Consider the following 11,632-nt stretch of genomic DNA (forward strand, 5'->3'; position numbering starts at 1 on the left):
TGCTGATGACGCTAGGCCGGCACCCCGACAGGAGTCAAGTTGCTTTTTGCTCATGACACCGAGTGCGGTCTGGTCGCGGCCGCGGCGCTGGTCAACACGGCGGGCCCGGACCGGGAAGGGCTGCCCGACGTGATCGCCCTCGACGAGTTCTTCACCGCGTACGGGTGGACCGGCCGGCACGAGCACACCGAGGCGGAACTGCGCGAGGTCCGCGCGCTGCGGCCCCGGCTCCGCCGGATCTGGTACGCCGACACCGACGAGGTCGTGGCCGTGGTCAACGGGCTGCTCCGGGAGTCGCACGCCCTGCCCCAGCTCGTCCGGCACGACGACGAGCCGTACCACCTGCACGCCGTGCCGCGGGACGCGCCACTGGCCACCCGGATGGCGGTCGAGGCCGCCATGGCACTGGCCGACCTGGTCCGCACGGACGAGCTGAGCCGGCTGCGCCTCTGCGACCATCCCGACTGCGAGAAGGTGCTCGTCGACCTCTCCAAGAACCGGTCCCGCCGGTTCTGCGACGGCGGCTGCGGCAACCGGGCGGCGGTGAGCGCCTACCGCGCCCGCAAGGCGGCCGCCCACTCCTGACGCACCCCGGGCCGGCCCTCTTCGCCCCGCCCGGGCCCTCGGCATGGAGGGCCCGCGCGGCGGCGCCGTGATTCAGGGGTGGGTCATCCGGAGCAGGTCCAGGGCCTCGTCCAGCTGGGTCTCGCTGAGCTTGCCCGAGTCGACGTGCCCACGGGAGATCACCACCTCACGGATGGAGACCTGCTTGGCCAGCGCCTCCTTGGCGATCGAGGCGGCCTCGTCGTACCCGAGGTGGCGGTTGAGCGGGGTGACGATCGACGGCGAGCCCTCGGCGTACGCCAGGCAGACCTCGGCGTCCGCGACCAGGCCGACCACCAGGCGGTCGGCGAAGAGCCGGCTGGCCGCGGAGATCAGCCGGATCGACTCCAGCAGGTTGCGACCCATCACGGGAAGCATCACGTTCAGCTCGAAGTCGCCCTGCGAGCCGGCGAACGTCACGGCGGCGTCGTTGCCGATCACCTGCGCACACACCTGCCGCATCGCCTCGGCGACCACCGGGTTCACCTTGCCCGGCATGATCGACGAGCCGGGCTGGAGGTCGGGGATGCGCAGCTCGCGCAGGCCGGCGCGGGGGCCGGAGCCCATCCAGCGGATGTCGTTGGCCATCTTGTAGAGGCCGACGGCGACGGTGCGGAGCTGGCCGGAGGTCTCCACCAGCGCGTCCCGGGCACCCTGCGCCTCGAAGTGGTTGCGTGCCTCGGTCAGCGGCAGCCCGGTCGAGGCGCGCAGCTTCTCGATCACCCTCGCGGCGAAGCCGAGCGGGGTGTTGATGCCGGTGCCCACGGCCGTGCCGCCGAGCGGCAGCTCGGCCAGCCGGGGCAGCGCCCCCTCCAGCCGCTCGACGCCGTAGCGGACCTGAGCGGCGTAGCCGCCGAACTCCTGTCCCAGGGTGACCGGGGTGGCGTCCATGAGGTGCGTACGCCCGGCCTTCACCACGGTCTCGAACTCGGCCGCCTTCTCCTCCAGCGCGCCGGCCAGGTGCTTCAACGCGGGCAGCAGGTCCTCCACCACCGCCTGCGTGGCGGCCAGGTGGATCGAGGACGGGAAGACGTCGTTGCTGGACTGGGAGGCGTTGACGTCGTCGTTCGGGTGCACGTTGCGGCCCAGCTCCCGACCGGCCAGGGTGGCGATCACCTCGTTGGTGTTCATGTTGGACGAGGTGCCGGAGCCGGTCTGGAAGACGTCGACCGGGAACTGGTCGTCGTATCCGCCGTCGGCGACGTGCGCGGCGGCAGTGGCGATCGCCTCGCCCACCTCCGCGCCGATCACCCCCAGCTCGGCGTTGACCTGGGCCGCAGCACCCTTGATCTGCGCCAGGGCCTTGATCTGGGCCGGTTCGATGCCCCGCCCGGAGATCGGGAAGTTCTGCACCGCACGCTGGGTCTGCGCCCGCCACAGCGCCTCGGTGGGCACCTCCACCTCACCCATCGAGTCGCGTTCGATCCGGTAGCCGGTCGCCTCTGGAGTCGTCACGCGTACCATCCTGCCGCGCCCACCGCCGACTCGCAGATGATCGCTCAGTCCAGCTCCGACAGCAGCCGTTCCACCTCGTGCCGGTCCGGCGACTCGACCTGACGGAGCAGCGCCAGCGACCGGGTCCAGTGCGAGCGGGCCGCCTCCGGGTCGGTGTCCCGCAGACAGCGGGCAATGCCATCCAGCGCCCGCGCCTGTTCGTAGCGGGCGCCCAGACGAGTGGCGTCGGCGAGCACCCGGCGGTGCAGGTCCAGCGCGCTCGCCACATCCCCCTGGTCGCGAATGGCCGAAGCGAGCAGGTTGCGGGAGGCGCACTGCCCGATCCGGTCACCCACCTCCGTGATCGCCACCAGCGCGTCGCGGTGCCGGGCGGCGGCCAGCTCCGGGCGGCCGTCCTCCCGTTCCATCATGCCGATCTCGTTGAGCACCTCGCCCTCGCCGTAGCGGTTGCCCAGCTGGCGCTTGAGATGGAGCGCGACCCGCAGGAGCCGGCGGGCCGGTGCCACGTCACCCATCCGGTGCCTGATCATGCCCAGATGCCCCAGGGCGTGGGAGGTCTGCCGGAGGTCCCGGGTCTGGCGGGCCAGCAGGAGGTGCAGCCGACCGATGTGCAGCGCCTCCTCGTACCGCCCCCAACCGAGCAGTGCCATGCAGAGGTTGTTCTGCAGATTCGTCAGGTCGCCGGCGTCGTTGAGGCTCCGCACCAGCCCGAGCGCCTCGTCGAACCGCGCCATGCCCTGGCGGTAGTCGCCGTTGACCGCGTAGGACGCGCCAAGGTTCCACAGCGTGCTGAGCACCTCGCTCCGCAGCCCGAGCCGGCGGCGCAGGTCGAGCGCCGTCTCCATCAGTCGGATCGCCTCCGGGAAGCGACCCAGCCGGTAGTACGCCGAGGACAGGTAGTTGAACATCGTGGCGATGGCCATGTCGTCACCGACCCGCTCGGCGACCCGAAGGCCGATCGTGTGCGTCTCGATCAACTCGTCGAGGTGCCCGCCGTCGAAGTTGAGCCGCCAGCAGGCCCGGGCCAGCTGCCAGCACCGCTCCGGAAAGCCCTCCTCCTCAGCCAGCCGGACCAGGGCCGTGAGCGCGGCCAGGTTCTCCTCGAACCAGGGCCGCCCCTCGGCGGCAGCCGCCTCCACCAGATCGGGCCGAGCGGGCGTGCCCGCCGGCAGCGTCTTCCGGCTGCCCGCCGCCTCGAACGTCCGGGCGATCGCCACGGTGACGTGCAGGTGATGGTCGAGCAGCCGCTCCAGGGCCTCCTTCCGCTCGGCGGCCCGCTCCGGCGCGCCGAGCAGCGTCCGGCCGTACTCCCGGATCAGGTCGTGCAGCCGGTACCGGCCGGGCTGCACCTCCTCCGCCAGGTGCGCGTCGACCAGTTCGTCCAACACGTCCTGAGCCATGGGCAGGCCCACGTCGGCGAGTGCGGCGGCGACCCGGTTGTCGAACCGCGCGCCAGGGTGCAGGCCGAGCAGCCGGAACACCCGCTGCGCCGCCGGGGATATCTGGGCGTACGACAGCGCGAACGCCTGCCCCACCGACCGCTGACCCGCGGCCAGCTCGGCCAGCGGCCCGGAACCGGCGTCCAGGCGCCCGGCCAGGTCGGCGACCCGCCAGCGGGGTCGGTGCGCAAGCCGAGCGCCGGCCAGCCGGATGGCCAGCGGCAGGTACCCGCAGCGCCGGGCCACCTCGGCGGCGGCCTCCGGCTCGGCGGCCACCCGGTCCTCGCCGGCCACCCGGCCGAGCATCTCGACCGCCTCCTCCCGGTCCAGCACCGGCAGCGACGAGGGGCGGCCCTCGTCCAGGCCGACCAACCGGCGGCGGCTGGTGATCAGCACGAGGCAGTCGGGGCCGTTCGGCAGCAGCGGCGCCACCTGATCGGCGTCTGCGGCGTTGTCCAGCACCACGAGGGCCCGCCGGCCGGCCAGTTCGCTGCGCCAGAGGGCGAGCCGGTCGTCCAGCTCCAGCGGCACCCGCTCCGCCGGGACACCGAGCTGGCGCAGCAGGGTGGCCACCGCCGCACCGGGGGGCAACGGCGTCCGTTCGCTGTGCCCGTGCAGGTCGATGAAGAGCTGCGCGTCCGGGTAGCGGTCGGCCAGGGCGGTCGCGACCTGCACGGCCAGGGTCGTCTTGCCGCCTCCGGGCATGCCGTCGACGAGGTGGACCCGGACGCCGCCCTCCTCGATCTCCTTCACCAGCCGGGCCATCGTCTGCTGCCGGCCGGTGAAGTCGCTGATCGCCCGGGGCAGCGCGCGCACCGGGACGACCGGCAGGGCCTCCGCGCCGCCCAGCGCCAGGTCACCGGCGAGCACCCGCTGGTGCAGCTCCTGCAACGCCGCGCCGGGCTCGATGCCCAGCTCCTCGGCGTAGATGCGCCGACCTTCCCGGTAGACGGCGAGCGCGTCCGCCTGTCGGCCCACCGCGGACAGGGCGAGCATGAGCTGACCGCGCAGCCGCTCGCGGAGCGGATTCCGTTCGACGCTCTCGGTCAGCTCGTCGATCACGTCGGCCGCCCGGCGCAGGCGCAGCTCGACGTCGACGCACTCCTCCAGCGCGGCGAGTCGCTGCTCGTCGAGGGCCTGCGCGCGCCGGCGTACGCTCCGGCTGGCGATCCCGCCCAGTGCCGGACCGCGCCACAGCGCCAGCGCGGCGCGGTAGTGCTGGTACGCCTCGGCGGGCCGGCCGGCGGCGACCGCGGCCCGGCCGGCCTCCACGGCGCGGGCGAAGACCTCGGCGTCGAGGTCGTTCGGCTCGATCCGGACGCCGTAGCCGACCGGGTCGGTGATGATGATCTCCTCCGGCGACCCGAGCATCGCCAGGCGGTGCCGCAGGCGCGACACGCAGATCTGGAGCTGGGTGCGCGCGGTGGCCGGCGGGCGCTCCTCCCAGACCGCGTCGATTAGCTCCTCGACGGGCACCACCCGGCCCGCGCGCAGCAGCAGCACGGCGAGCACGGTCCGGTCCCGACCTGCGGTGATGGTGGCCTCGCCACCGCCGACCCGCAGCGGCCCCAGAATCGCGAACCGCATCTGCGCCCCCGCACGCCTTCCTGTGCAACTTCCAGCAGCGTAGCCCGACGGTCACGGATCGCCTCGGTCAGACGATAGCGATCCGATAGCGGATCGACAGCACCGGCCCGGAGACTGGGGCCGGTTGTCGACGACGGCATCCGACGGGGGCGGTGCGCCCGCCCGGGCGCGCGCCCGGGCGGGCGCACCGATGTCGAGGAGCCGCCGGCAGCAGGACGGCGTAACGTCCGCGCGCCTGCATCCGCTGAGGTGCATGAATCTCCCGATCACACTCCTCGGAGGCATCCACCTTGCACCTCAACGGGGGTACCACCGGCGTGTCCACGGCACGCCGGCGGCGCGTACCGCGCCGCCTGCTCGGCACGGGCCTGGCCACCCTGCTCACCACCACGGGCGCCCTGGCGGTCACCGGCCAGCCGGCTTCGGCCCTGCTGAACTTCGTCCAGCCCGTCCAGACAACCTGGACCGACAACGCCCAGCCGACCCGCTCCTTCCCGGCCGAGGACCGTAGCGTCCCCGTCGGCACCGGGCCGGATGGCACCGCCACCATCACCCTCACCCCGACCGAGGGCGGCGGCAACTTCCTCTTCGTCTCCAGCCGGACCGCCTCGGGCATCACATCCGGGGAGGACTACTACTACTTCTACGTGACCTACCCGAGCTGACGGGCGGCGCGGGAAGGGGGCGCCGGGTGCGATCCCACCCGGCGCCCTTCCGCGTACGTCGGAGGTCAGCGCCGCCCGACGGTGAGCACCGGCTTGGTGACCTCGGCGAAGAAGTCCTCGCCCTTGTCGTCGACCACGATGAAGGCCGGGAAGTCCTCCACCTCGATCTTCCAGACCGCCTCCATGCCCAGCTCGGGGTATTCGAGCACCTCGACGTGCTTGATGCAGTCCTGGGCGAGGCGGGCGGCAGGCCCGCCGATCGAGCCGAGGTAGAAGCCGCCGTAGGTCTGGCAGGAGCGGGTGACCTGGGCGGAGCGGTTGCCCTTGGCCAGCATCACCATCGAGCCGCCGGCCGCCTGGAACTTCTCCACATAGGCGTCCATCCGGCCGGCGGTGGTCGGGCCGAACGAGCCGGAGGCGTAGCCCTCGGGGGTCTTGGCCGGGCCGGCGTAGTAGACGGCATGGTCGCGCAGGTACTGCGGCATCGGCTCGCCGGCGTCCAGCCGCTCGGCGATCTTGGCGTGCGCGATGTCCCGGGCCACCACCAGCGGGCCGGTCAGGGACAGCCGGGTCTTCACCGGGTATTTCGACAGCTCGGCGCGGATCTCGTCCATCGGCCGGTTGAGGTCGACCCGGACCACCTCGGAGCTGTCCAGCTGGGACTCGGTGACGTCGGGCAGGTAGCGCGCCGGGTCGGTCTCCAGGCGCTCCAGCCAGACGCCCGACGGGGTGATCTTGGCGACCGCCTGGCGGTCGGCCGAGCAGGAGACCGCGATGGCCACCGGGCAGGACGCGCCGTGCCGGGGCAGCCGGACCACCCGGACGTCGTGGCAGAAGTAGCGCCCGCCGAACTGCGCGCCGATGCCGAAGTTGCGCGTCAGCTCCAGCACCTCGGCCTCCAGTTCGAGGTCGCGGAAGCCGTGCGCGCTCATCGATCCCTGCGTCGGGAGGGCGTCCAGGTACTTCGCGGAGGCGTACTTGGCGGTCTTCAGCGCGTATTCGGCGGAGGTGCCGCCGATGACGATGGCCAGGTGGTAGGGCGGGCAGGCCGCGGTGCCGATGAGGCGCAGCTTCTCCTCGAGGAACTGCATCATCCGCGTCGGGTTCAGCAGCGCCTTGGTCTCCTGATAGAGGTAGGACTTGTTGGCCGAACCACCGCCCTTGGCCATGAAGAGGAACTTGTACGCGTCGGGGTGCCCGTCCGGGTCCTCGGCGTAGAGCTCGACCTGGGCGGGCAGGTTGCTGCCGGTGTTCCGCTCGTCCCACATGGTCAGCGGGGCGAGCTGCGAGTAGCGCAGGTTGAGTCGGGTGTAGGCCTGGTAGACGCCACGCGAGATCGCCTCGGCGTCGGTGCCGTCGGTGAGGACGTGCCGGCCCCGCTTGCCCATGACGATCGCGGTGCCGGTGTCCTGGCACATCGGCAGCACTCCACCGGCGGCGATGTTGGCGTTGCGCAGCAGGTCCAGCGCGACGAACCGGTCGTTCGGCGAGGCCGCCGGATCGTCGATGATCGACCGGAGCTGGACCAGGTGGGCCGGACGCAGGAAGTGGGCGATGTCGTGCATCGCCTCGGCGGTCAGCGCGGTCAACGCGGCCGGCTCCACGGTGAGGAACCGACGGCCACCGGGGCCGTTGACGACGTCGACGCCCTCATCGGTGACCAGGCGGTATTCCGTCTGGTCGGGGCCGGTCGGCAGCAAGGGGGCGTACGAGAAGGCGGCGGCACTGCTCATGACCGAAAAGCCTAGGGCAGAGCCTTCGATCGGTGGCACCCGCCGGGTGCGTCCTGGGACGCCGCTCTCACCGGACGTCACTTGCCGTCGGCGCAGAGTTCGTTCTTCGGCCCGCAGGTGCCCTGGTCGGCCGGGGGTCGCCAGGTGTCGCCCGGGTCGGGCGCGGGCACCGCGCCCTCGTCCGGCGGGGGCACCCCGGCGGCGCCGGCGCCCCAGCGGACGTACCCGATCTCCCGGCCCTCCCCGATGATCATGCCGTTGGGACCGACCGCCAGGGCGTTCGCGGAGGTCCGCAACAGCACCAGCTCGCGACCGCTCCGCGGCTCGACCGCGATGAGCCGGGACGGCTTGTCCTCGGCGATCAGCGCCGCGTACGGGGTGAGCGCCGCGCCGGTCTTCCCGCCGGCCGGCCGGGTCCACCGGGTGCGGTCGACCGACAGCTCCCGGCCGAGCAGCGAGCCCTTGTCGGCGCTGCGCACCAGCGCGTAGCGGTCGTCGACGGCCAGCAGCTTCTCGCCCTCCGCGCCGACCTGGAGCAGCCGGCCGTCGTACCCGTCGATCACCGCCTCGCGCCCGTCCGGGGCGACCCCGATCAGCACGTTCCGGGCGCCCTGCGGGTCCTCCCGCTGCACGCAGCCGGCGTAGTCGGCCGTCCGCAGGTTCACCCCGTTGCGCCGCCACACCTGCTGCCCGGTGGCCGGATCGACGGCGGTGAGGACGAAGTAGCAGGTCCCGTCGCGGGAGGTGGCGGCGATCCGGAGCAGCCGCCCGCCGACCACCGCGAGCCGCTCCTCACGGCCGGGCTCGACGTTCTGGAGCACCCGGCCGGTGGCGGTGTCCACCACGTGCACCCGGTCGTCGACCGGGAAGCCGAGCAGCGGCGGGACCGACTCCGGCCCGGCCACCCCGCCGTCGATCCGTGGCGCGCCGAGCCGCCGGGTGCCCAGCAGTTCGGGGTTGTCGGCGAGCACCCCGCTGTTGACGCCGGGGAGGAACGCGCTCCAGCGTGGCGCGGTGCCGCGCGGGTCCCAGGCGCGCAGGGTGCAGTCGGTGGACCGCACGCAGTAGGCGTCGAGCAGCAGGTTGCGGTAGGTCCAGACGGCCACCGCCCGCTCGTCGCGGCGGCGCACGACGCCGGTGGCGGGGTCGAGCACCTCGTAGCCCTTGTCCAGGAGCTTGCCCACGGCGACGACCGGGTCGCGGTCGCCGCCGGCCACCGCTGCCCAGTCGGCCTTGCGTTCCCAGAGTTGCGCACCCGTGGCCAGGCTGCGTGCCTCGACCCGGGTGCGCTGCTCGACGATCACGGTGTCGCCGGCGATGGTGACGCTCTTCGGGGTGCCACCGACCCGCTGCTGCCAGACCACGTCCGGCTCGGAGATCGGCTTGCTCCGGTCGACCCAGTCCCACACGGCGGGGAACGGATTCCACACCCCGGTGGCGGCGAGCACGACCACGGTGACGAGCCCCAGCAGCAACCAGCCGCGTACGCCAAGGCCCTTCACACCGCACACGGTAGCGACGATCACCGCTGCGCCGGCCCCCCGAACGGCCGTGTCGCGCCGCTTTCTCGGTCCGCCGCCGTGTTATGCGCCGCGCGCGGCGGAGCGGACCAGGGGCAGGGTGCGGTAGGGGATCTGCTCGGCGAGGGCGATGATCGTGGAGGCGCGGCGGATGCCCTCCGAGGCGACGATCTGGTCGATGACCCGCTGGAGGTCGGTGTTCGACCGGGCCACGATGCGGCAGAGCAGGTCGCTGGAGCCGGTGATGGTGTGCGCCTCCAGCACCTCGGGGATGGCGGCCAGGTGCGCGGTCACCGGGTCGTGGCCGTGCCGCTGGCTGATCTCCAGGGTCACGAAGCTGGTGACCCCGAAGCCGATCGCGGCCGGCGAGATGTCCGGCCCGAACCCGGCGACCACCCCCCGCTCGACCAGCTTGTCGAGCCGGGCCTGGACGGTGCCCCGGGCCACGCCGAGCCGCCGCGAGCACTCCAGCACCCCGATCCGGGGTTCCTCGGCGAGCAGATCGATCAAGCGGGCGTCCAGCGCGTCGAGCTGTACATCCTGACCAGCGTTCATGACGTTTCATATTACCGAATGCGCAACCTGACCAGAGATTTCGCCAACTATTGCCCAATGGGCGGCTACGCAGCGATCCTCGCCACAACAGCAGACCAACGGCGGCCCACGAGGCCGGCCGGTGCGCAAGGGAGGCCACCATGACCCAGGCGATCGACCGACCCCAGTCGACCGAGGAGGTCGACGTCGACGCCCTCGTCGGCGCCGTCGACCACGACATCACCCGCGACCCGTTCCCGGTCAAGGGCCTCGACCACGTGCACTTCCTGGTGGGCAACGCCAAGCAGGCCGCCCACTACTACTCCACCGCCTTCGGCATGACCTGCGCGGCCTACCGCGGGCCGGAGCAGGGCTACCGGGACCACGCCCAGTACGTGCTGACCAGCGGCTCCGCCCGGTTCGTGCTGACCGGCGCGGTCCGCCCGGACGCCGAGGGCGCCGAGCACGTGGCGAAGCACAGCGACGGCGTCTCCGACATCGCGCTGGAGGTGCCGGACGTGGACGCCGCGTACGCGCACGCCACCGCCCAGGGCGCGACCGGCCTGGTCGAGCCGCACGACGTCAGCGACGAGCACGGCACCGTCCGGATGGCGGCCATCGCCGCGTACGGCGACACCCGGCACACGCTGGTCGACCGGTCCCGCTACACCGGCCCGTTCCTGCCCGGCTTCGTGGCCCGCGGCCCGATCGTGGACCGGCAGCCGATGATCGACGCCGGCATCCAGCCGAAGCGCTTCTTCCAGGCCGTCGACCACGTCGTCGGCAACGTGGAGCTGGGCCGGATGGACGAGTGGGTCGAGTTCTACAAGCGCGTCATGGGCTTCAGCAACATGGCCGAGTTCATCGGCGACGACATCGCCACCGACTACTCGGCGCTGATGAGCAAGGTGGTCGCGAACGGCACCCGCAAGGTGAAGTTCCCGCTCAACGAGCCGGCCGTCGCCCGCAAGAAGTCGCAGATCGACGAGTACCTGGAGTTCTACCAGGGCCCGGGCGCCCAGCACATCGCCGTGGCCACCAACGACATCCTGGCCAGCGTCGACGCCATGCGGGCCGCCGGCGTCGAGTTCCTCGACACCCCGGACTCCTACTACGAGGACCCGGAGCTGCGGGCCCGGATCGGCCAGGTGCGGGTGCCGATCGAGGAGCTGAAGTCCCGCAAGATCCTGGTCGACCGGGACGAGGACGGCTACCTGCTCCAGATCTTCACCAAGCCGGTGCAGGACCGCCCGACCGTCTTCTTCGAGCTGATCGAGCGGCACGGCTCGCTGGGCTTCGGCAAGGGCAACTTCAAGGCCCTGTTCGAGGCCATCGAGCGGGAGCAGGAGAAGCGGGGCAACCTGTAACACTGTCCGCGTGACCGAGCCTCTCCACGCGTCTCCGCCGCCCGCCGGGCCCCCGCCCGCGGGCGGCGGCTTCGCGCCGCCGTCCGGGCCGTACCTGCCGCCGCCGCAGCACACCCCGCCCACATACGCCGGGCTGCCGAGCTACCCGCCGCCACCCCCGGGGTACGCCCCGCACGCCGGGTTCGTGCCGCCCACCCTGGCCCCCAACGGGCAGCCGCTGGCCGGCTTCGGCGAGCGACTGGTGGCCTGGCTGATCGACACGGCGGTGGCGAGCGCGCTGGCCATGGTGCTCTTTCTGCCGGTGTTCCTCTGGCTGTGGTTCCGGATGTTCAGCGAGATGATGACGGTCGCCCCGGACGGGTCGGTGCCCCAGCCCGACCCGGCCACCATGCTGACCGACTTCTTCCTGCCGATCCTGCTCGCCGAGGCCGGGCTGTTGCTGCTGATGTTCGTCTTCTACTGGCTCTACCACGTCGAGTACGCCCGCCGGACCGGCCAGACGCTCGGCAAGAAGGCGATGAAGCTGCGCATCGTCCCGCTCGACCCGACCGCGCCGCTGACCCGGGGCGTCCTCGGCCGGCGGTACCTGGTGGAGTTCGTCGCCGGCTCGCTGGTGCCCTTCGCCAACTACCTCGACGGGTTCTGGCAGCTCTGGGACAAGCCCTGGCAGCAGTGCCTGCACGACAAGTTCGCCGGCACCGTCGTCGTTAAGGTTGCACCGTGAGCGAG

At 72.3% G+C, this 11,632-nt stretch carries 9 protein-coding genes; 4 read left to right on the top strand and 5 right to left on the bottom strand.

All coding sequences use genetic code 11. The annotated features are described in order from the left end of the window. The first annotated feature begins 39 nt into the window (after positions 1–39). Positions 40–585, top strand: coding sequence for a CGNR zinc finger domain-containing protein (locus ACFYPD_RS04425; RefSeq protein ID WP_387108702.1), 546 nt, complete (start codon positions 40–42; stop codon positions 583–585). A gap of 72 nt (positions 586–657) precedes the next feature. Here the strand turns inward: ACFYPD_RS04425 and ACFYPD_RS04430 are convergent, their stop codons facing one another. Both ACFYPD_RS04430 and ACFYPD_RS04435 read right to left on the bottom strand, forming a co-directional pair. Further along, positions 658–2,067 carry a class II fumarate hydratase gene (locus ACFYPD_RS04430; RefSeq protein ID WP_387108705.1) on the bottom strand — a complete coding sequence of 470 codons (1,410 nt, stop codon included), beginning with the start codon at positions 2,065–2,067 and terminating at the stop codon, positions 658–660. Positions 2,068–2,102: 35 nt separating this feature from the next. Beyond that, positions 2,103–5,084 carry a BTAD domain-containing putative transcriptional regulator gene (locus tag ACFYPD_RS04435; RefSeq protein ID WP_387108707.1) on the bottom strand — a complete coding sequence of 994 codons (2,982 nt, stop codon included), beginning with the start codon at positions 5,082–5,084 and terminating at the stop codon, positions 2,103–2,105. A gap of 317 nt (positions 5,085–5,401) precedes the next feature. On the opposite strand from ACFYPD_RS04435, the gene ACFYPD_RS04440 reads away from it, so the two are divergent. Further along, positions 5,402–5,749: a hypothetical protein gene (locus ACFYPD_RS04440; RefSeq protein ID WP_387108709.1), complete on the top strand. Its 348-nt coding sequence runs from the start codon at positions 5,402–5,404 to the stop codon at positions 5,747–5,749. A 65-nt stretch (positions 5,750–5,814) separates the two neighbouring features. On the opposite strand, the gene ACFYPD_RS04445 is transcribed toward ACFYPD_RS04440, so the two are convergent. The 3 genes from ACFYPD_RS04445 to ACFYPD_RS04455 form a co-directional block, all read right to left on the bottom strand. Continuing rightward, positions 5,815–7,482: a fumarate hydratase gene (locus ACFYPD_RS04445; RefSeq protein WP_387108711.1), complete on the bottom strand. Its 1,668-nt coding sequence runs from the start codon at positions 7,480–7,482 to the stop codon at positions 5,815–5,817. A gap of 77 nt (positions 7,483–7,559) precedes the next feature. Then, positions 7,560–8,993 carry a PQQ-binding-like beta-propeller repeat protein gene (locus tag ACFYPD_RS04450; protein ID WP_387108713.1) on the bottom strand — a complete coding sequence of 478 codons (1,434 nt, stop codon included), beginning with the start codon at positions 8,991–8,993 and terminating at the stop codon, positions 7,560–7,562. A gap of 72 nt (positions 8,994–9,065) precedes the next feature. After that, positions 9,066–9,557, bottom strand: coding sequence for an Lrp/AsnC family transcriptional regulator (locus ACFYPD_RS04455; protein ID WP_387108715.1), 492 nt, complete (start codon positions 9,555–9,557; stop codon positions 9,066–9,068). A 140-nt stretch (positions 9,558–9,697) separates the two neighbouring features. Between ACFYPD_RS04455 and hppD the strand changes: the two genes are divergently transcribed. Together hppD and ACFYPD_RS04465 are read left to right on the top strand one after the other, a co-directional pair. After that, the gene (gene hppD, locus ACFYPD_RS04460; protein ID WP_387108717.1) at positions 9,698–10,903 is read left to right on the top strand and encodes a 4-hydroxyphenylpyruvate dioxygenase; all 1,206 of its coding nucleotides are present in this window, start codon (positions 9,698–9,700) and stop codon (positions 10,901–10,903) included. 10 nt (positions 10,904–10,913) lie between these two features. After that, positions 10,914–11,627, top strand: a complete 714-nt coding sequence (locus ACFYPD_RS04465) for an RDD family protein (protein ID WP_387108719.1) — start codon at positions 10,914–10,916, stop codon at positions 11,625–11,627. Positions 11,628–11,632: the final 5 nt, after the last annotated feature.

It is taken from the genome of Micromonospora sp. NPDC005299 (assembly GCF_042872345.1).
In the GTDB taxonomy this organism is placed as follows: Bacteria; Actinomycetota; Actinomycetes; order Mycobacteriales; family Micromonosporaceae; genus Micromonospora.

Excerpts from the sequence above, each read along its gene's own strand:
- hppD (WP_387108717.1), top strand. The coding sequence starts at position 9,698 with ATGACCCAGGCGATCGACCGACCCCAGTCGACCGAGGAGGTCGACGTC.
- ACFYPD_RS04445 (WP_387108711.1), bottom strand. The coding sequence starts at position 7,482 with ATGAGCAGTGCCGCCGCCTTCTCGTACGCCCCCTTGCTGCCGACCGGC.
- ACFYPD_RS04435 (WP_387108707.1), bottom strand. The coding sequence starts at position 5,084 with ATGCGGTTCGCGATTCTGGGGCCGCTGCGGGTCGGCGGTGGCGAGGCC.
- ACFYPD_RS04455 (WP_387108715.1), bottom strand. The coding sequence starts at position 9,557 with ATGAACGCTGGTCAGGATGTACAGCTCGACGCGCTGGACGCCCGCTTG.
- ACFYPD_RS04430 (WP_387108705.1), bottom strand. The coding sequence starts at position 2,067 with ATGGTACGCGTGACGACTCCAGAGGCGACCGGCTACCGGATCGAACGC.